We start from the raw sequence: 19121 nt of genomic DNA, 5'->3' as shown, positions 1-19121 counted from the left end.
CCCGACAGGTCGGGCCGTTGTCTCGCCGAGCGCGTCCACGGCGTCTCCGGCATCCGCTTGGCTGGGACCCTGCCCGGCAAAACCTTGAGTTGGAACGCAGGAAGCCGGGTCCTTTGTCGACCCGGCTTCCTGTCCCGTGAGGGGTCAGATCCTGCTGTGAAGCTCCTCAATCAGCGCTTCAAGCTCCTCGGCAGAGAGGGCCTGGACGATGTTGTCGGCCTGCTCCTGCGGGGTGGCGCCGAGGTGCTGGCGCAGGCGCATGGCTGACTCGGGGATCGGGTGCGGGACCGAGGTACTTGTCCGGATCCGTGGGTTGTTCGGTCTGCGCGGCGGTACGTCCTGGCGGCACGGAGTTGTTAACCGCGGTCAACACTTCCGCCCCGCCAGGCAGGGGATCGGGCCGAGCCTCGGACTGGGGGGTCGACTCCTCGCCCCGCCGCGACGGGGTTGTTGACCGCGGTCAACAACCCCGTCGCGGCGGCTGACTCCAGCATCGCCCTCTTCTGCGCCTTGGCTCTGGCCTCCTCCGCCTTGTGGGCTGCGAGGAGCTGGAAGAGCTCTTCAGCAGAAGGCGCGGTGGGGGGCTTTGAGGCGCCGGGCCATCCCGACCGCGTCCCTGGCCGAGGTCTCTCCGGTGCTGACGGATGCACGGACCTCCGCCGGCAGGGCGAGCAGGCCGAGCTGGTTGGTAATCCACGCTCGCGACTTCCCGAGCTGCTCGGCCGCGCGGGCCTGGGCTCCGTGCCCGCCGCTCTTCTCGGCGCATACGTCGACCAGCTGCTGGACGCCGGTGGCGCGCTCGACGGGGTCGAAGTCGGCGCGGTCCAGGTTCTCCTTGAGCAGCCGGTTGAGGAACTCCTCCCGGCTGTCCGCGAACTCGTCCCGGATGACGAAGTCGAGGGTGGGCAGCTCGACGTGCATGGCGCTGCGGAAGCGGCGCTCACCGTTGACGAGAACGTACTCAGCGTCGCCGATCTGCGCTGCGTGGTCGGGCCACAGGGACAGGTACGCGGCCCGGGTCACGACAACGCAGGCTGCGAGCTGTGCCTGGCGGAGTTCCTCGCCGAAGCGCGCCTGCTCTTCCGGGCTCCCGAAGTTCCGGCGCGGGTTGAGGGGCGTGGAGGAGACCTGCGCGAGGGGGATCTTGATGATGGCGTACGAGGGGATACGCCCTTCCGCCACGGCCTTGGCACGTCCGCGGTCGCTGAGGGCGGGTCCTACCTGGATGGCGGATGCCCTCTGGAAGGACGGGGCCATCCCCGCGTGCGCGGGGAGCAGATGACCGCGCAGAGCCGCGCTAGGTTCTGTCGTCAAATGTCACGCCCACATCAGGAGTGATGCGAGGGTGACGGCTGCTTCGTAGGACTGGGCGGTCTTGTCGTAGCGGGTGGCGATGCCGCGCCACTGTTTCAAGCGGTTGAAGCAGCGTTCCACGACGTTGCGGTGCTTGTATGCCTCGCGGTCGAAGGCCGGCGGGCGGCCTCCGCGGCTGCCTCGCCGGACCCGGTTGCGGACCTGGTCGGCACGCTCGGGAATCGTGTGCGGGATGCCGCGGCGCCGCAGCCAGGCGCGGATCGCTTTCGAGCTGTAGCCCTTGTCGCCCAGGACGTGATCGGGCCGGGTCCGGGGTCGTCCCGGGCCAGTCCGGGGCACCCGTATCTGGTCCATCACGGCGGTGAACCGGGCGCAGTCGTTGGTGTTGCCGCCCGTGACCAGAAAGGCGAGCGGGCGGCCCCGGCCGTCACAGGCCAGGTGGATCTTGCTGGTCAGACCGCCTCTGGACCGGCCGAGGGCCGGGTTGCGGAGCCCCCTTTTCGGGCCCCGGCCGCATGCCGATGAGCGCGGACGACGGTCGAGTCGACCGACACCAGCCACTCCACGTCGCCTGCCGCGTCCGCCTTCGCCTGGGCGGCCCGCAGCATCCGGTCGAACGTGCCGTCCGCCGCCCACCTGCGAAAACGCGTATGCAGCGTGGCCCACGGACCGTAACGCTCAGGCACATCCCGCCAGGCCGTCCCGGTCCGGAACTTCCACACGATCCCGTTCAGCACCCGGCGGTCGTCCAGCCGCTTCCGCCCCCTCAACGACTCGGGCAGCAACGGCCGGACGAACTCCCACTCAGCATCCGACAGTTCATGGCGACGTATCACAACACCATGATCCACCAGGCAAGATCATTTGAAGATACTGCCTAGCAGGCCTCGATGGGTTGCAGTCCAGTCGTCGGGCAGGGCGATGGGCACCCATACGGTCGTCATTGAGACGAGATCGTGTTTAACCATCACCTCGGGGTACTCACGCTCGTCGTTCAGGTGGATGCAGAGAGACGGCCTGCGCTGGACATGCAGCCAGGCAATGGCCTCGCCGACCCCTAAACAGTGCAGAGCCTCGGCTCACGCGCCTGCTGCCTGCTGTTTGCTGTCTGCTCATAAGGCCAGTTGATGACGTCATAGCCGTACGGCTCCTAGAAGGAGATGGCCGGCCGGGAAAGAGTAGGGGCACGGAACGCCTCGCACCTTCCCGCGCCACCACCCCCGGCGCACCGGCTGGCCTTTCGGTCCATCACCCCGGACCAGATGGGTACGCGTCGGCCTTGTCAACTCGACACCGGCCTCGCGGCTTTCGTGACGGCCACCCGGGGTTCTCAAAAATGGCCTGCCCCAGCGACGCGTGGTGCAGCGTGGGGGTCTCTGGTCCGGCCGCCGCGGAGCACCACAGGCGGTCAGGCTCTCCCGGCTCGGAAGGCAGACGAAGTCCTGAGGCTTCCTGGGTGCCGGGCTACGGGCGACGCCCGGACGTCAGAGGGGAATCGGTTGGCCGGATCCGCGGAATCCGCGTGCAGTATGTCAAATTTCTCAGGATCTGCTCAGCAATCTGACGAGGCGTCATGTCTTTTATTCATAGAATTCAATTCGATTTGGAGATCTCCATGCGTAAGCGACTGATTACGGCGGCTATTTCAGGCGGAATCATTCTTGGTGTAGCGGCTCCGGCAACGCTAGCCATGGCTGCTGACGAGCCTCTGGCGGTGAGCACGGACGGAAGCACTGTCCCTGTATCCGAGCTGAGTCCTGAGCAGGTAGAGGCGCTCACTGCCAAGCCGCATGCATCCGGCGGTGCGGTGTCAGTGGAAGAGGCCAAACTCCCCCAGCCGCTGGATGACACTCGGATGGGTGCTCGGGCAGCAACTCGTTACGTCAAGGCCGAGTTCAAGAGGGGCAGCGCGTTGATGTGGACCCGTGACACGGTCTACTTCGGATATAACGGAAGCAAGGTGACCGCATCCCAGGGTTGGCAGGCCAACGGGCACATCTTCCCGAACATTGCCGAGAACAAGGGAATCACTCGCTACAACGCGACGAACGCAACACACAACTGGCGGGCCAAGAACACGATCGGTGCCGGAGTCCCGACCCCGTGGGGGAGCGTGAAGGTCTATTCGAAGGACTACATGCACTACTTCACGGGCAACAGGTCCGGCGCTTGGCGGTGGACGGGCTGACAGCAAGCCCCCGCAGCATGCGGCGATCAGCCGAGGCTTCCCCCCTCGGCTGATCGCCGATCCCCCTTGGTCCGTCCGAACAGCTTTCGGTGTGCTGTGGCTCGTCCCGTCCCTCTGGTCTAGAACAGGATTAACACTCGGTGATACGCGCCGAAAAGATCGTCAAAAGCTATGGAAGGCACCTGGTCCTGGACGAGGTGTCCGCCGTCTTCCAGCGTGGCAGGGTGAGCTACTTGCTCGGGAGGAACGGGGCAGGAAAGACCACCTTCTTCAAGTGCCTGTCCGCCCTGGAATCCTTCTGCGGCAGTGTCACCTTCGACAACAGCCCCCTACAGGGGATACGCCCCGGACTGTTTCCCGTGTTCGACGACTGCGCCCTTTATCCGCACCTGTCGGGCTGGGAGAATCTGCGCCTGCTCGTGGGCCGCAAGGTGACTGCCGACCAGGCCCGCGCAGTCACCGGCACACAGGTTTCCCCGGCGTTGTTGGACAAGCCTGCCAAAGCGCTGTCCTACGGGCAACGCAAGAAGGTCTATATCACCGCCCTGGCTCTGGCCCGCCCGCCGTACGTGATTGTGGACGAGCTGGCTAACGGGCTCGACTACGACAGCCTGATATGGCTTCAGAGCGTGATCACAAAGCTCAAACAGAACAGTGTCGTGATCGCTGCGGGCCACCAATTCGACTTCTACGAGCGTGTGGCGGACGACGTGTTCGCCCTGGCACAGAAAAGGATCACGCGGCTTGACTTCCGATCCCAAGACGGCGACCGTCTCGAAGAGGCCTACCTCACTCACTGCCAGCGTGATCCGGACTGACCTGCGGTACCAATGGGCTTCCGGATACTCACTCTACGCCTTGGCCTGCTGCGCACTGGCCAGCGCGGCCTTCGCCGTGGGCGCCTACGGCACAGCCCGCGGCGCACTCACAAGCCTCCACGAAGAGTGGGCCTTCCTCCACGAGGAGGGCGGCTACGCCTTCACCCAGGCTATAGGCCTTGACGACCCTACCGACGCTCCTTTGCAGGACACCTGGCATCAGGCGGGAACTGCCATGGCCAACCTGCACATTGTGCAGAGCACGGTCAGCTTGCTCCAGGTTTTGTGCTTCGTCATCGCCCCCGTCATGTTCTTCACCTACGGAGCTGTCGCTGCGACCCGCGACACCTACTTCAAGACCCTAAAGTTTCGCGCTGTTCGTGCCGGCCACCAAACCCTCTTCGTCTCCCAGATCGCCACGCTCGTCACCATGGTCGCAGCGCTGACAGTAGCGGCCATGACTCTCGCCGTGCTGATCAGCACGGGTCTGAGCTGGGCGACATCCGGACGCCTTGACGACCCCCTCGTCTCCGTACCCTCAGACCTGCCCGTCACAGATCTGATCGCGCCCATGCTGGCGTTGCTGAGTACCGGAGTCTTCTTCGCGCTTCTGGGAATGGGCGCCGGGCTGGCCCTTCGCCGCCCGCTGTACGTGATACCGCTCTTCAGCGCCCTCTTCTTCGTGCTACCGGTTGCGGGACGCTTCGACCCTCGCAACCTGCTGATGACTCTGGCCTACCCACACATGGCCTTCACGGGAGGTTTTACCCCCACCATCCCCACCCCTGTGCCGCAAGTCCCGGCCGCCCTGGCACTCATGACGGAAGTCCTGGCTCTTCTTGCCATCGCCTACATCAGCACCACACGCCGCTCCCGCTACACCTGAGACCACATCAGCAGAGTTGGCCCCTGCTCGACAGCCAAGTGAAGCTTGGTACTGAACTTGATTGGGTGATGTGGGACCGTTCGCCTGATGGTGGTCGGTCCGTTCCGGTAGCCCTGAACTGTGAGATACGCGCAGGGCGGCGGGTTGACCGACGTCGGGAGGGCCGCGAGGGAGCGGGGCCGGCCGCAGGCCGTGACACGCTTCCAAGGCGGGCAGAAGAACAGGGAGATCGCTGCGACGCTGCGGGTCAGCGAGCGGTCTGTGGAACGGTGGCGCCGTCAGTGGCGCGAGCGCGGTGAAGCGGGGGTCCTGTCGAAGGGATCGCCGGGGCGGCCGAGGCTCGGCGAAGCACAGATCGCTAGGCTGGAACGGGAACTGGAGCGTGGGCCGCTGGTCCACGGCTGGGCCGACCAGCGGTGGACACTAGCCCGGATCAAGACGCTGATCGGCCGGCTGTTCCACGTGAGCAACACCGTGGAGGGCAACGTAGCTGCTGCTGAAGCGGCACGGCTGGTCCTGGCAGCAGCCGGCTCGGCGGGCGATCGAGCGTGACGACGCGGCGGTCGAGGTCTGGAAGAAGGAGACCTGGCCGCGGGTAAGAGCACCGCGGCGGCATGTGACGGCTGGATCGTCTTCGAGGACGAAGCCGGGCAGTCGATGACGCCGCCGCGAGCAAGAAGTTGGGGACGCAAGGGCTCAACGCCAGTGGTCCGGGTCCGTGGCCGGGGCTCGGGCCGGGTGTCCATAGCCGGGTTGACCTGCTACAAGCCGGGGAAGCGGTCCCGGACGTTCTACTCGGTCCGCGAGTACCGGGGCCGCAAGGGCGAGCCGAAGGGCATCGGCTGGCGCGACACGTGCGACCTGCTGGTCAGAGCGCACATCCAGCTCGGCGGCCCGATCGTGCTGGTCTGGGACAACCTGCGCATGCACCTGGTCGAGGCGATGCGCCGATTCATCGCCGACCACGCGGACTGGCTCACCGTCTTCCAACGTCCGAGTTATGCACCGGACTTGAACTCGCAAGAGGGCATCCGGTCACTGGTCAAACGCGACATCGGCAACCTCGCCGCAACCGACCTCGGACAGATCACTCGCGCCGTCAAGCGCAGGCTCAAGCAGATCCAGTACCGTCCGGACCTGGTCGACGGCTGCCTGACCAGCACCGGCCTGATCACGGACGACTGGCCGGCATCACGCATACAAGCTCAGGCAGTAGCTTCGAGCATTTCTAGACAGTGACTAAAATTCGTCCTTGAATGACAGTGTGGCGGTCAGTAAATTCAGCTGCCCGCCGGACTGTTGTCCGGCTTCGTAGGTCGATATGCAGGGAGACAGGGATGCGCAGCAGGTTTCGTACCTGCCGCTGACTCGTGAAACGCGGGCCAGCGGGGTTCTTCATTAGCTTGGTTGCCCTGACAAGGCACCGTCCGAGGGAGACGTATGCCCTCAGTCGGACACCAGGTGACCCCGCTCGCGTATCCGAGGAGTGCACCTTGCTGGACCGTTTGATCGACCTCCTGTCTCAGACCCGGACCCTCCGCGCCCTGCTGGACTTCTGCACCGTCGTGGTCCGTCTGCTGCCCGCGTTGGTCGTGATCGTGGCGCTCATCCCCTCGTTCGTCGTCTTCGCGTTCATCTCCGCCGGGGCACGCAGGTCGGTTCTCGACATCGTGGACCGCCTCACGAACTGGACCCTCGCCCGCTACTGAACTCGATTGAGTGATGTCGGTGCCGTTCGCCTGACAGCTGGCCGGCGACACCGACCTGGCCCTGTGAGCGTCGGGTCGACGGACTCGAAATTGGTCGAAGCCCGAAGCTGCTGGTCAGCTACGGTGGCGGCATGCCTGAGAGTCTGCCCGAGGATGTAGCTGACGTGCTTGGCCTCGTCCTGAACCCGGACGAGCCGATTCACGTCGCCCTCCGACGGCAGGTGCCCCAACTCAGGGTGCAATCCCGCTGCAAGTGTGGGTGCGGCACTGCCTACTTCGACCTTGACGCCGACGCGTTGGAGCCCGCGCCAACGGGCCCCGGCACCGTCGTGGCTGCCGACGTAAAGCTGTTCACCGAAACCGGCGAGTGCCCTGGTGAGGTCTTGGTCTTCGCGCAAGGCGGCTACCTCTCATGGCTGGAGGTCTGTTCGTGGAGCGATGACGTCGAGGTGAACCTCTCTGCGGCGCGGAGCTGGCTACAGCCGTCGTCCTGAACCCGAGCCGGTAACAGCCGACGTCTCGGACCCTGACGCCGCCACCACGAGTCGACCGACATCACGAGTTCAAGTTCAGTAGCCACATCCAGGTACTAGAGGGGTTGGAAGCCGTTCGGAAGCGGCCCGGGATGTACGTTGGCTCGATCAGCCAGCGAGGCCTGCACCAGATGGTGTTCGATGTCGTCGGCCGGGCGGTAAATGACGTCCTGGCCGGCCGTGCCAGCGCCGTCGACGTCACCCTCACGCCCTACGGTGGCGTACGTGTCGCCGACGACGGGCCGGGTGTCCCCGTTGAGGCCGAAAGGGACACAGGCGGTCCCAGCCTCGAAGCTCTACTGACCCACATGCACCCCGGGACGGAGCCAGGCGGCCGCCACGCTGTGGCCTCGAGCCTCTTCGGCGTCGGGCCCCGCGTCACCAACGCCCTGTCGAGCCGACTGACAGCCGAGGTACGACGCGAGGGGGTCACGTGGGTCCAGGAGTACGCGCGCGGCGTCGCGCTCACCCCACCCACCATCGCAGGACCGACTACCAGAGGCGGGACCACCATCGCCTTCTGGCCCGACACCGACATCTTCGAGACGGCGGAGTGCTCGTTCGCGGTGCTGGCAGAGCGCTTCAGGGAACTGGCCTTCCTCAACCGGGGCCTGGACATATCGCTGACCGACGAACGCCCCCGAACGGGTCCCGATCGGTACGGTGCCGGTTCCCGGGCGGGGCTCGGGACTTCGTCGCCTTCCTCGACGCGCAGGCGGGAGCGTCCGTTCACCCAGACGTCATCGGCTTCGAGCGGGAAGACTCGCGGATCGCCGGGACGGTCGAGGTGGCCCTGCGGTGGCGTGGCTCCCACGAGGAGCGGCTCCAGGGCTACGCCAACAGCGAGCCCACACCCCACGGTGGCACGCACATGGCGGGATTCCGCGACGGGTGGCAGCCGCGGTCAACGCGCACGTGCGGGAACGGCGGCTCCTGGCGGAAACAGCCACCGATCTCAGCGTCGACCAGATCGGCGACGGTCTGACGGCGGTCGTGTCGGTGAAGCTGGACCGGCCCGAGTTCTCGGGCTCCACGCGCGGCGTACTGGGCGGCGCTGGAGTGCGCACCAGCATCGCTGAGGCCGTACGGGAAGATCTCGGCACATGGTTGGAGGGCCACCCAGAGCAGGCCGCGGCCATCGTCGGCCGGATCATCCAGGGTGCCCACCGAGGCTAGAGCGTGTCCGGCCAGGCGCGGGCGTGGCGGAGGGTGGTGCAGCGGATCTCGTCGGCGGGGTGCCACCTCCCGTACCGGCTCGTCGGCGCGGTCGTGGTCGGCGCAGTGCGGGGTGGGGATGATGGCGCCGCAGGTCTGCCGTGCGCACCGGCACCAGGGCCGGGGTGGTGTGGGGCAGGCCGTGGCGGAAGGGCGCCGCCGCCTGTGCGGGGTGAGGCGGTGCCGCGGAGGTGGGCGGGCCCGGCGAGGGGATGCGCAGGCCCCGGTTGCGTTCCGGAAGCGGTCCGTGACGTGCAGGCCGTCCGGCTCCGCTTCAGGCCGCGGGGTTGGCGCCAGGACGTGTGTGGTCTTCGCGGACGCTGGTGTTGAGTTGCGTGGCGAGCGCGGTGAGACCTCGTGTCAGAGCGTGGCGTTCGTTCAGGGGCATGTTGTGGACCGCTTCGTGCAAGGTGGCTTCGCGTCGCTCGCGGATGCCTTGGAGGTGCCTCTTTCCGGCGGGGGTGAGGCGGAGGACGACTTCGCGTCCGCTGTCCGGGCAGGGGAGGCGTTCGAGGAAGCCGACGGCCTGGAGGCGGTCGCACATGCGGGTGATGTTGGGGGGTGAGGAGGCGAGGAGTTGGCAGACGGTACGCATTCTGATGCCGTCCTGCCGGTCGACGGCGTACATCAGCCGCAGCTGGGATGGGGAGGTCGGGGCGGTGGCCGGCGCGGTGGTGTTGTTGGAGTGCTCCCACAGGATGTCGAGGAGTTCGGCGATGCCGCTGGCGCACCGGGTGGCCTGGGAGCAGGTACTGCTCGGGGCAGTTCGTGGTGCGGGCATGGCTTCCCCCGTTGGGTAGTGGTCCGGGCAGTGGCTCAGGTGGTGCCGTCCGGTCCGGTGGGGCGGGCCGCTTGTCCCTCCCCCGCGGTCATCGGGGGTGGGGTCGTGTTGTTGGGGTGCGGGGTCGCGGCGCCGGTGGGGGTCGGGGCCGTGAGGTAGTCGAGCGTACCGGTGAGGTCGAGGAGCCGGGTCAGCTGCGCGGGCCGGTCGTGCAGGTGCAGGCGTGTTCCGGTCGCGGTGGTACGGCGGCGGATCATCAGCAGGATGGACAGCCCCATGGAGTCGACGATGCCGATCTGCGCGCAGTGCAGGTGCAGGTCTTTCAGGCCGGGGCGGGCCGAGAGCTGGGCGGTGACCTCGCTCAGGAGGAGGTCGGCGCTGTCGTAGTCGAGGTCCCCGGTGATCTCTATGCGGACTGTGTCCTGGGTGTCGGTGGTGGTCAGGTGGAGTGCGGTAGGCAGTTGGGTCATGCGGGTGTTCCAGCTGTGGAGTGGTCGGTGGCGAGGGCGTCGAGGCCGCGCTGAAGGGCGCGGGCGGCGCGGGGGAAGTCCTTGAGTTCGTGGGCGAACAGTCGAAGGGCCGGCGGGAGTGAATGAGGGGCCACGCCTCGGGCACGGAGGATCTGAGCGGTCCAGGTGATGAACTGGCTGAAGAGGGCTTCGTCGTCCAGGTAGAGGGCGGTGGCGAGGAAGTCCACGATGTGTGCGAGGTCTTCTGCCGTGTGCTCGCGTTGCCTGTCGTCGTAGGCGCGCATGGCGGGGAACGCGTCTTCGAGGTCGGTAAAGACGGCCCGTACCAGGGAGTCCCGGCTGCGGGCGACCATGGTGTATTCCTGGTCGGCCAGGTGCGGCAGGTCGTCTACCTGCCGGTGGTCGACTCGCGGGCGCGGCAGCGGTCCCTTGGCGAGGCGGTCGGCTGCGGTGCGGGCGTCCGGTGCCCAGGCGTCGGCGCCCAGCAGGTGTGCGTAGCGGCCGTCGGGTCCGAAGGCGGCGCCGCCCACGAGGACGGGGACGCCGACGGCTTGGCATGCGGTGATGGCGGCGTGTGCGGTGGGCAGTCGGGTGGCGATGGAGCTGGAGAGGGCCACCGCGTCGGCGTCGGTGAGGGTCAGGTGGGAGATGAGGTGGGGGGCGGGGACCTGTGTGCCGAGGTAGTCGACCTGCCAGCCGCGTAGTTTGAGCACTTCGGCCAGCAGTCGGGCGGGAAGTGCGTGCCATTCGCCGTCCACGCAGACCACGGTGATCCGTCCCTGGTGGGGGGTGGTGGTGCGCGCGGAGGGGTGCAGGGCGAGGGCGGCGACGGCGCGTTCGTTGATGGCGGTGGCGGCGTGTTCCTGGGCGACGCTGAGGCGGTTGGCGGCCCACTCCTCACCGACGGTGGCCTGGACCTTCGCGATCACGTCGAGGAGGACCGTCTCGGGGTCGGCGCCTTGATCGAGAGCGCGCAGGACGATGTCGGTGGCGGCGTACTCGTGCCCGGTCGTCACGGCCGTCCACAGTTCGTCGGCCAGTTCTCGGGCGTGTTCGCCGTGGAGGAGGCGGGTCGGGTGGTGCGTGTTCATGCGGTGTACCTGCCCCGGGTGTGGCCGTCCACCGCGCTCAGGTGGTGGGTTCGGGGTGCGGTGATCGCGAGGACCGCCATGTCGTCGTGGCGGCGGTTGCCGAGCCACTCGGAGGCGAGCATCTGGATGTGCTCCACGATGCCTTCCGCGGGCATGCCGGCGCATCCGGCCAGGGCATGCATGAGGCGTTGTTCACCGAACTGGGCGTCGCCCAGCGGGCCGCCCCTGGCCTCGGTGATTCCGTCGGTATAGAGGACGCAGGACTCGCCAGGAGCGAGCGTGACGGTCGTGGTGCGGGCGCTGGCCTCCGGCAAGGCGCCGACCAGGGTGCCGCGGGTGTCGGCTTCCTCGACAGTGCCGTCCCGGCGGACGATCAGGGGACTGGGATGGCCGGCGCTGGTCAGTCGTACCTGGACCTCGTTGCCCCGGCGGACGACGGAGGCCAGGACCAGCGTGGCGAACCGGGCGTGGTGGGAGTTGAGGAGCGCGGTGTTGAGCAGGCTGAGCATGCGTTGGTGGTCGTCGGCCATCGGCAGCAGTGCATGCAGGGTGTTGCGGATCTTGCCTGTCAGGACGGCGGCTTCCAGCCCTTTCCCGGCTACGTCGCCCAGCGTCACCAGGGCCGGTTCGCCCTCGACGGCGGCGGGGTGGACATCGTAGAAGTCTCCGCCGATCCGCTCGTGGTCGGCCGAAGGCCGGTAGCGGCCGGCGAAGTCGACCCCGGAGATCTGGTGCAGAACCGGGGGCAGCAGTTCCCGCATGAGGACTTCGGTTATGGCGTTCTGCTCCGCGTACAGGCGGGCGGCCGACATCGCGGCTCCGGAGCGGGCGGCGAACAGGCGGGCGAAGACTTCCTCCTCGTCGGTGAAGGCGGTGCTGCCCTCCTCGCGTAGCAGGACCAGTGCGCCTGCTGGAACACCGTGTCCAGGCAGCGGGGTGATCACTATGGCTCCGACGGGGCCGAAGCCTTCGGGGATCATCCAGTCCGGGGCAGCGGCGGGGTCGATCCATCGGGAAGGCACCGGCGGGAAGCCGCGCAGGGCTTCGCCGAGGCCGGGAACCTGGTCGGGGTCCATCACTTCTTGTGTGGTGGTGGGGGTCCCGCCGCGCAGACAGGTCACGACGGGCAGCCGGTGACCGCGGGCCGGGGCGATGGCCAGTGCGGCGTCGGCGAGGCTCTCGGCTGCCATCTGTGCGGTCACCTCCATGCAACGCGCCAGGTTGAGGGAGGAGAGCAGAGCGCTGGAGGCTTGCGCGAGGAACGAGGTCCGCTTGCGCTCCATGCGCAGAGTCTCGCGAGCCAGCTGGTGGTCGGAATCGTCCACCAGCCACCATGCCACTGTGCCGTCGTCTCGGGCGCTGGGGTGTGCCTCGAAGCGGCGCCCCTCGATCACGCCCGAGAGTGGCTCGTGTTGCTCCTGAGCTGCCCGCGGACCGGGGATGCGCATCGCCTGGTGGGCTGAGGCCAGCCAGGCGGGTGCAACATCGGACAGGGTCGCCTGGGGGTGGGCTTCGGGCAGCAGTACCGCGGCCGCGTCGTTGAGCTGGACGAGGTTGCCTGCCGCGTCAGCGATCAGAACCGGGTACGGGGCCCGGCCCCACGGGAAATACGGGTCTGCGACGCCGAGCGTCTGCTCCTGGGTGGAGACCAAATCTCTGGGACCCGCTGGGCGAATCCCTCACCTCACCAACTCGAAAGAAATCGTTTCCTTCAGGCAACGATCCCTCAGGGTGCGCCCTCCTGACAACCAGCCCCCTCCCCCACCCCGCCATCTCCACACACGTATAGGTGGCGTGCGCGGCCGCGGCGAGTACCGGCGGAGCCCCCATCTAGTCCAGGCCCGGGGTTGACCACCGAGGCCAGGCCCGTGCTGCACACCTCGGACTCCAGCAGCCGACAACCGAGTCGGGCCAGGTCCCTCGTTTGTGTCGTGCCGTCGCCTCGGTGGACAAAGCCGACGGCGGCGATGTCAGCGCGCCGGGTGCGCGCAGCGCATGCCGTCGGCGGGGTGCCGCTCCATCACCGGCTCGAGGGTGCGCGCCGGGGTCTCCTTCGCCGTGGTCGTCTTCTTCACCGAGGCTCTCTACGCGTCTTCGTGAGACACCCTGCCGCACGGAAGGGAGATCTGACCTCGTCTTCCTGCTTCGACATGGTTCTTCAGCCCTGGGCGGGGATATCCAGGGCAGTCCCGTACAGGCGAGCGACCCGGAGCAGGATGGTCACGCGCCGGTCAGGCAGCGGCTTCTCTCCGGGGGCCGCCCCGTCGGCCGGGTCTACTATCTCCGCCTCCCCCTCGGCGACGGCGAACGACCAGACGTCCGGGCCGCTGACGTGCAGTGAGGCGTGCGGGTCCTTACGCAATTGGCGGACCTTGAGGCGGTTGGCGGTGGAAGAGACCCGCAGTACACGTTCCTCGGCGTTCCAGTCGTAGAGGACGGTCGACAGGTGCGGGTGGCCGGTGCTCCTGACGCTCGCGAGTACGCCGAACTGCTGCTGGCTCAACAGCTGGGAGAGCTCCTGGGCGGTGAGCGCTCGGGGAGCCGGTCCGTCGTTCTGGGTGGTGGCGGTCTCGGTAGCGGGGTGCTCGTTCATGTGGATCAGCCTTTGGTGGTCGGGGTGGGGCGCGTCGGGCAGGACGGGGGGGTGGTCGACAGCCGCAGCGTGGGCGGGAGCCGGCTCATCGACGACGGGTTCCAGGACGGTCTGCCGCTCGGGGCGGCGGGCGGAGCGCGCGATGACGCAGAGCTGGATGCGACAAACACGTGGTCCCCCTTGCCGGGTGAGCAGCAATAGAGACTGTAGCGGATAGTTTTGTTGCAGACCATCTAGAAATCCCGACCCTGGCGGCGCCCTGAACGGGGGCAGGAGCGCGGTGACGGTCGCCCGGGCGACCGTCAGTCTCGTTCGCCCTCACTGGAGGCGGTTTGGCCGGTCCTTCCGGACTGCCTGCGGGTGATGCGCCTGGTCATGAGCGTGATCGCGGCCCATCGTTGGTTGATGTGTGTCATTGACTAACGCGCCTTCCTCACCCGCACGGCCGCGTTCTTCCACGCCCGTGGCATCACCCGCATCGAACGGGTCCTGACCGACAACGCCTGGGCCTACCGCAAAGGCCTGGCCTGGAAGAACGCCCTCGCCGACCTCGGCGCCACCGGCAAACTCACCCGCCCCTACCTGGCCCAGACCAACGGCAAAGCCGAACACTTCAACCGCACCCTCCTCGACGAATGGGCCTACCTGAAGTCCTACACCTCGAACCACGAGCGGACCCAAGCCCTGACAGACTTCATCCACACCTCCAACCACCACCGCAGCCACACCGGACTCGGCGGACCCCACCCATCAGCCGCGTCAACAACCCTGCGGGCATACACCTAGTCGGCGGCCCGCTTGTGGATGTCGAGGCAGGTGGCCTGCTTGGCTGTGCCCATTGCGCTCGCCGTCGATCACCCACTGGACTCGGGGCCTGATCCGTGAATCCGCTCTCCCGGGCGTTGTGCGTGGACGCGGCACACGCGCGCGACCGTCACCGCCGCCGGGACACCGACCAGGAGGACGGACAACCCCACCGGAAGCACCCCCGCCCACACGGTGGGTGAGACATAGGCGGTGCCGGACGTACCGTCCACCAGCCACGCGCGGACCGGTCGCGAATCGATGGCGCCCTCGACGGGGACCTCGAACGGCGGGCCGCCGCCGTCCGGGGTGAAGGCGCCTGAGCAGGACGTCGACGTTCCCGCGTTGGCCACGGTGTTGTCGTACGTCCGGCAGCTGGCTTCGGTCACGGTGCCAGGCTCGCCCCACAACGCCGCCCGCAGCTCTGTGGTGAAGTGCGTGAGCACGATGTAGGCCAGAAAGAGCCCGACCAGACAGGCCAGCGCCAGCCACGGCGCCGGTCCCACCTGCTGCGGCTGCTGCCCGCTTCGTTGCTCCTCCGGAACGTGCCCACCCTCGTTCATCGCGTCCTCGGATCGTCGGCGGACCTCCATGGTGGCCGATCCGAGGTGCCTTCAAAAGCCGTCAGCCGTCCATGACGTGCCGAGCCGACCGGCACGGACCGGTCGATGTCACCCGTCGCGTCCTTCCGGAGAAGGGCTGTGCCCGGCGACCGCCGTGAGATGCAGGCCGCCGAGGGTGACGGGCAGGTCGAGTACGGCGGCACGGATGGACGGGGTCATGGGTATCGATGGTGAAGGCGTGTGAGGCGCGGGAGGTGCTGGCGGACTCGGGCATACGGGCCGCGGTCACGCCGCGCGGCTCGACCGCGCGGACCCGGGCCCAGGACGCGCCCGGCCCTGGCCACCGAGGATCCGGCAACCGACGGTCGCCTCCAGGGCAGCAAGCGCGCCGACAGTGGGCAGGCCGTGCCGCTGGGCGGGGCCGATGCCGTGAACGGCCCGGGCCGGGAACGGAGCGAGGAAGGCCGGGCGATCGCAGGGACACCTCGCGGCACCGCACGCGAGGCTCCCTCCCCGGTTCGGGCCGGACGCGGTCGTGACGTGGAATGGATCCGCTTCTCGTGGCCGCGGGGGGGGCGGAGTTCCGCGGGTCTGGTCAGGGTGTCGGTGTCTGACCTCACGGATGGTGAACAGGGCCGGCGCGCCCGTTATCTCCAGCGGCCGCTGCACCACCGGCGGCGCACACCCAGGTCTGCACGACACCAGCCGCTCCCCGGTTCTGGCGGGACCCCTTCCGCATCACCTCGGCGGCTCCCGATGGCCTTGGCCCAGCCGCTGCCGGATGGTCGGTCGAGCCCCCCGAGAGTTCGTCTCGTGTTGGTGGGTCAGTCGGGGTGCCATTCGCTGAGCAGGATGGTGGCGTCGTCGCGTAGTTGGTGCTGCTGGTGGCTGAGCAGGTTCTGCAAGAGGCGGCGTAGTGCCTCGGGTGCGTTGTCTCCGGCTGCCATGGAGCGAATGATCGTGTCGGCGAGGCGTTCTTCACCGAACAGGCTGCCGTCGGGGGCGCGGGCTTCGGTGACTCCGTCGCTGTACATCAGGATGCGGTCGCCGGGCTGGAGGCGTTCATGGTGCTGGACGGGCGGCGCGTCTCGGTAGAAGCCCAGGCCCAGGGGCAGCTGCGCGGGCCGGTCGAGGATGTGGGGCAGTACGTGTCCGTCGCGGAGGAGCAGGGGTGACGGGTGTCCGCAGTTGATCCAGGCGAGTTGTCCGGTGGCGCTGTCCAGCTTGGCGATGATGGCGGTGAGCAGGCGGCCGGGGATCCATTGGTCGAGTGTGCGGTCGATCGTGGTGGCGATGTCGGGCAGAGTGCCGCCGGAGCGGCGGGTTGCCCGGCAGGCGGCGAGCGCGGTCGCGCTGGCGCCGCCGGAGGCGAGGTCGTGGCCCATGGCGTCGACGAGAGTCAGGTGCAGGGCGCCGTCGGTGACGTTGTGGTCGAAAGCGTCGCCGCCGATGTCGTATGCGGGTTCCAGGACCGCGGCGGAGGTGACCGTGGTGGTGCCGATGGTGCGTGGTGGCACGAATGCCCAGAGCAGCTCGGCCTGGACGGTCATCGTCCGGGTCCGCTCGTGGGTGATCAGCACATCGCTGTAGGGCGACTTGGAGACCAGTAGCAGCGTGACCAGTGCTGCAAGGGCCACACACGAGTCGAGCATGCTTGGAGACATCTGCGGCGCGGTGACCTTCATGACGCCGATCCGCTCGATCCCGTCGATCATCGGCACCCATGCCGTGCCCCCGTACCGCGGCTGTTGGACCTGCTGGGTGCGGTAGGCGAGGCCACCGAGGGAGGAGTCGATGTCGACGGTCTCCTCGCCCTGCGCGTCGCCGGGCGTGCCGGGCAGGGCGATGAGCCGGGTTTGCTGGAGGTCTGCCACGTAGAGCTGTACTGCGGACAGGCCCAGGCGTCGGCCTGTCTCCTCGACGGTGGAGGGGATGTCACGGACCGCGAGTCGGTGCGAGCGCGCCAATAGCTCCGAAAGCACAGCCTCGGGCCCCTTCATCGACCGCTCCCCTGTCGCTCCCCTGTCACACCTCGTGCCTCCGGCGACGAGCCGGAATGCGCCTATCATCCTCAACCAGGTGCTCGTGAACCCAGCCGACACGACGGCCGTGCCCGCCCCAGTTCCCTCCGCCCGGCGGCGGCCATGACAGCGCAGTGCCCGCGTCACCGGCGGCACATGCATTCGCACCGCCTACGGCTACGGCTACGGCTACGGCTACGGCTACGGCTACGGCTACGGCTACGGCTACGGCTACGGCTACGGCTACAGCAGGCTCGGATGCCAGATGCTGGTGACCGGTCTCGAGAACCGCGACCGCACCCACACGCACGGCTTCTCCCCCCGCAAGAGCTCGCGGAACGACCCTGTCACGGGGGTCACCAGCTACGGGTACTGGTCGGACGGCATGCTGACCCACTGACGCGTCGGGTCTGGCGGATACCCGCTCATTGCATGAGCGCGTCCGGTGACTACACCAGGGGGCGCCAGGTGGGGTGCAGGCGGCGCACGGCCGCCGTGCCATGATCGGAGCATGACGGACCACAGGCCCACAGCCGCCCAGCGCGACCACGGCCCTTCAGACGAGGAAGGTCCGCAGACGGAGGTGGTCCGGGAGGTCGTCGCGGCGATGCTCGGACCGGTGGTCTTCCTGCGGCCGCGACGGGGTCCCGACGGCTCGGTGACGGATTTTGAACTGGCCGCCGCCGGGTCCGAGGCGTTCGACGCGGTCGGGCGCCGGGGCCCGGAACTGGTCGGGCTGAGCCTCGTCGACAGCTACCCCGGTATCGACGCCACCGATCTGTGGCGCACTTATCTCGACGTCCTGGCCAGCGGCACCCCTTACGAGGGGGCGGTGGAGTACGAGGAGAGCGCCGCCGGTTTCCGGCAGCGCTCCCGCTACCGGGTGCGTGTGGCCTGCTGCCAAGGCGGGCTGGTCGTCTCCTACGCCCGTCTGGACTCCGACGAGCGCGAGCAGCACCGCCTGGCCCTGATGCAGAGCCTGGGCCGGATGGGCTGGACGGACCGGGACCTGGTCGGTGGCAGCATCGTCTGGTCCGAGGAGGTGTACTCGATCTTCGGCCGCGACCCCGGCCAGGGGCCCGTGCCGTTGGAGGAACTGGCAGCGCACGCCGACGACGAGGACCGCCCGGTGATGGAGCAGGCGGTGCGGGGCCTGCTGGAGGCCGGTGAGCCGGTGGACCGCACCTTCCGCATCCGTCTGCCCGACCAGCAGGTGCGCCACGTGCGGATCGTGGCCGAGACGGACAACGACGCCCTGGGCCGGCCCGTCCGCGTTCATGGTCTCTTCCAGGATCTCAGCGCGGCCAAGCACGCCGAGCGGCAGCTCCTGGAGCACAAGCGCAGCGTGCTCGCCCAGCAGAGCCAGCTGGCGGCCGAGCGTGACCTGGCGGCCCGCCTCCAGGACACCCTGCTCCCCGTCCCGCAGCAGCAGCTGGCCCTGGCGGGCCTGACCGTCGACGTCGCCTACCTGCCCGTCCAGGAAGGACTCAGGCTCGGCGGGGACTGGTACAGCGCCGTCGAACTTCCCGACGGCAACGCCCTGCTCGTCGTCGGCGACGTCGCCGGCCACGGTCTGGACGCCGTTGCCACCATGGCCCAACTACGCTTCACCGCCAAAGGCATGGCCATCACCGGCTCCCCGCTGCCGGAAATCCTCGCCAACCTCAACACCCTGCTCGTGCACACCTCGGGGCGGCATTCCCACACCGCCACCATGATCATGGCCGTCTACGAGCCCGCCGCCAGCCGCCTGACCTGGGTACGCGCCGGACACCCGCCGCCGCTGCTCGTCCGCGACGGTCACGCCCGCTTCCTGCCCGCCCCCGCGGGCATGCTGCTCGGTGCCGTCCACGATCCCCGCTTCGAGGCGTCCACCGTCGAACTCTGCCCGGGCGACCACCTGCTGCTATACACCGACGGTCTGATCGAACGGCCCGGGGAATCCATCGACCAGGGCATGGCTCGCCTCGCCGAAACCGTGCAGGCCAAGGACCTGGCCGCACCACGACCCCTCAACGGTCTGGTCTCCGCGCTGGTCGCTCCCCACGACCACGCCGACGACATCTGCGTCTTGCACATCGCACGGTGACCCCTTGCGCGACAAGCAAAGCCGGCATGCTGACACCCCGGGACAG

General features: G+C 68.2%; 17 protein-coding genes and 4 pseudogenes. 11 read left to right on the top strand and 10 right to left on the bottom strand.

What is annotated here, in order from left to right:
* The coding region (locus ABD981_RS12550; RefSeq protein WP_345529124.1) for a hypothetical protein at nt 1-267 on the top strand (267 nt) is incomplete at its 5' end.
* Between the two features lie 294 nt (nt 268-561).
* On the opposite strand, the gene ABD981_RS12545 is transcribed toward ABD981_RS12550, so the two are convergent.
* From ABD981_RS12545 to ABD981_RS38910, 3 genes and pseudogenes are all read right to left on the bottom strand, one after another.
* Nucleotides 562-1182, bottom strand: a complete 621-nt coding sequence (locus ABD981_RS12545) for a ParB/RepB/Spo0J family partition protein (RefSeq protein ID WP_240495290.1) — start codon at nt 1180-1182, stop codon at nt 562-564.
* A 135-nt stretch (nt 1183-1317) separates the two neighbouring features.
* Nucleotides 1318-2147 (bottom strand): annotated as a pseudogene (locus ABD981_RS12540) (IS5 family transposase).
* Nucleotides 2148-2174: 27 nt separating this feature from the next.
* On the bottom strand, nt 2175-2384 hold the full coding sequence (locus tag ABD981_RS38910; protein ID WP_382747609.1) for a DUF5959 family protein: 210 nt from the start codon (nt 2382-2384) through the stop codon (nt 2175-2177).
* 545 nt (nt 2385-2929) lie between these two features.
* Here ABD981_RS38910 and ABD981_RS12535 point away from each other — a divergent pair.
* From ABD981_RS12535 to ABD981_RS12500, 7 genes and pseudogenes are all read left to right on the top strand, one after another.
* Complete coding sequence (locus ABD981_RS12535; protein ID WP_131723885.1) at nt 2930-3502, top strand: hypothetical protein; 573 nt, start codon at nt 2930-2932, stop codon at nt 3500-3502.
* A 140-nt stretch (nt 3503-3642) separates the two neighbouring features.
* Entirely contained in the window at nt 3643-4320 is a 678-nt protein-coding gene (locus tag ABD981_RS12530; RefSeq protein ID WP_046908785.1) for an ATP-binding cassette domain-containing protein, read from the top strand.
* Complete coding sequence (locus ABD981_RS12525; protein WP_046908784.1) at nt 4307-5206, top strand: hypothetical protein; 900 nt, start codon at nt 4307-4309, stop codon at nt 5204-5206. Before ABD981_RS12530 ends, ABD981_RS12525 begins: the two co-directional genes overlap by 14 nt.
* 120 nt (nt 5207-5326) lie before the next feature.
* A pseudogene (locus ABD981_RS38905) lies at nt 5327-6445 on the top strand (IS630 family transposase).
* Between the two features lie 254 nt (nt 6446-6699).
* The gene (locus tag ABD981_RS12510) at nt 6700-6915 is read left to right on the top strand and encodes a hypothetical protein (protein ID WP_046908782.1); all 216 of its coding nucleotides are present in this window, start codon (nt 6700-6702) and stop codon (nt 6913-6915) included.
* Nucleotides 6916-7046: 131 nt separating this feature from the next.
* A complete protein-coding gene (locus ABD981_RS12505; RefSeq protein WP_046908781.1) occupies nt 7047-7409 on the top strand; it encodes a hypothetical protein in 363 nt (120 codons plus the stop codon).
* Nucleotides 7410-7881: 472 nt separating this feature from the next.
* Nucleotides 7882-8624 (top strand): annotated as a pseudogene (locus ABD981_RS12500) (hypothetical protein).
* A gap of 313 nt (nt 8625-8937) precedes the next feature.
* Here the strand turns inward: ABD981_RS12500 and ABD981_RS12490 are convergent.
* The 5 genes from ABD981_RS12490 to ABD981_RS12470 form a co-directional block, all read right to left on the bottom strand.
* Nucleotides 8938-9444, bottom strand: a complete 507-nt coding sequence (locus ABD981_RS12490) for a MarR family winged helix-turn-helix transcriptional regulator (protein WP_123954625.1) — start codon at nt 9442-9444, stop codon at nt 8938-8940.
* A gap of 35 nt (nt 9445-9479) precedes the next feature.
* A complete protein-coding gene (locus ABD981_RS12485; protein ID WP_123954624.1) occupies nt 9480-9914 on the bottom strand; it encodes an STAS domain-containing protein in 435 nt (144 codons plus the stop codon).
* Nucleotides 9911-11005 (bottom strand): cobalamin B12-binding domain-containing protein, encoded by a 1095-nt coding sequence (locus ABD981_RS12480; RefSeq protein WP_046908778.1) that lies wholly within the window; start codon nt 11003-11005, stop codon nt 9911-9913. Before ABD981_RS12480 ends, ABD981_RS12485 begins: the two co-directional genes overlap by 4 nt.
* Nucleotides 11002-12579, bottom strand: coding sequence for a PP2C family protein-serine/threonine phosphatase (locus ABD981_RS12475; protein WP_046908813.1), 1578 nt, complete (start codon nt 12577-12579; stop codon nt 11002-11004). Before ABD981_RS12475 ends, ABD981_RS12480 begins: the two co-directional genes overlap by 4 nt.
* Before the next feature lie 584 nt (nt 12580-13163).
* Complete coding sequence (locus ABD981_RS12470) at nt 13164-13598, bottom strand: pyridoxamine 5'-phosphate oxidase family protein (protein WP_046908777.1); 435 nt, start codon at nt 13596-13598, stop codon at nt 13164-13166.
* 426 nt (nt 13599-14024) lie between these two features.
* On the opposite strand from ABD981_RS12470, the pseudogene ABD981_RS12465 reads away from it, so the two are divergent.
* A pseudogene (locus ABD981_RS12465) lies at nt 14025-14374 on the top strand (integrase core domain-containing protein); the annotation flags it as partial.
* A gap of 78 nt (nt 14375-14452) precedes the next feature.
* Here ABD981_RS12465 and ABD981_RS12460 read toward each other — a convergent pair.
* Complete coding sequence (locus ABD981_RS12460) at nt 14453-14995, bottom strand: hypothetical protein (RefSeq protein WP_131723884.1); 543 nt, start codon at nt 14993-14995, stop codon at nt 14453-14455.
* A gap of 794 nt (nt 14996-15789) precedes the next feature.
* Nucleotides 15790-16965 (bottom strand): PP2C family protein-serine/threonine phosphatase, encoded by a 1176-nt coding sequence (locus ABD981_RS12455; RefSeq protein WP_046908812.1) that lies wholly within the window; start codon nt 16963-16965, stop codon nt 15790-15792.
* Nucleotides 16966-17257: 292 nt separating this feature from the next.
* Here ABD981_RS12455 and ABD981_RS12450 point away from each other — a divergent pair, with 292 nt between their 5' ends.
* Together ABD981_RS12450 and ABD981_RS12445 are read left to right on the top strand one after the other, a co-directional pair.
* Nucleotides 17258-17386 (top strand): hypothetical protein, encoded by a 129-nt coding sequence (locus tag ABD981_RS12450; protein ID WP_276205590.1) that lies wholly within the window; start codon nt 17258-17260, stop codon nt 17384-17386.
* A 111-nt stretch (nt 17387-17497) separates the two neighbouring features.
* Nucleotides 17498-19075 carry a PP2C family protein-serine/threonine phosphatase gene (locus ABD981_RS12445; RefSeq protein WP_123954622.1) on the top strand — a complete coding sequence of 526 codons (1578 nt, stop codon included), beginning with the start codon at nt 17498-17500 and terminating at the stop codon, nt 19073-19075.
* The last annotated feature ends 46 nt before the right edge of the window (nt 19076-19121 follow it).

Source organism: Streptomyces showdoensis, from assembly GCF_039535475.1.
Classification (GTDB): domain Bacteria; phylum Actinomycetota; class Actinomycetes; order Streptomycetales; family Streptomycetaceae; genus Streptomyces; species Streptomyces showdoensis.
Note: the sequence above shows the minus strand (reverse complement) of the source record. Positions and strands in the feature narration are given on the sequence as shown.

Excerpts from the sequence above, each read along its gene's own strand:
- ABD981_RS12535 (WP_131723885.1), top strand. The coding sequence starts at position 2,930 with ATGCGTAAGCGACTGATTACGGCGGCTATTTCAGGCGGAATCATTCTT.
- ABD981_RS12505 (WP_046908781.1), top strand. The coding sequence starts at position 7,047 with ATGCCTGAGAGTCTGCCCGAGGATGTAGCTGACGTGCTTGGCCTCGTC.
- ABD981_RS12490 (WP_123954625.1), bottom strand. The coding sequence starts at position 9,444 with ATGCCCGCACCACGAACTGCCCCGAGCAGTACCTGCTCCCAGGCCACC.
- ABD981_RS12485 (WP_123954624.1), bottom strand. The coding sequence starts at position 9,914 with ATGACCCAACTGCCTACCGCACTCCACCTGACCACCACCGACACCCAG.
- ABD981_RS12480 (WP_046908778.1), bottom strand. The coding sequence starts at position 11,005 with ATGAACACGCACCACCCGACCCGCCTCCTCCACGGCGAACACGCCCGA.
- ABD981_RS12470 (WP_046908777.1), bottom strand. The coding sequence starts at position 13,598 with ATGAACGAGCACCCCGCTACCGAGACCGCCACCACCCAGAACGACGGA.
- ABD981_RS12460 (WP_131723884.1), bottom strand. The coding sequence starts at position 14,995 with ATGGAGGTCCGCCGACGATCCGAGGACGCGATGAACGAGGGTGGGCAC.
- ABD981_RS12455 (WP_046908812.1), bottom strand. The coding sequence starts at position 16,965 with ATGAAGGGGCCCGAGGCTGTGCTTTCGGAGCTATTGGCGCGCTCGCAC.
- ABD981_RS12445 (WP_123954622.1), top strand. The coding sequence starts at position 17,498 with ATGACGGACCACAGGCCCACAGCCGCCCAGCGCGACCACGGCCCTTCA.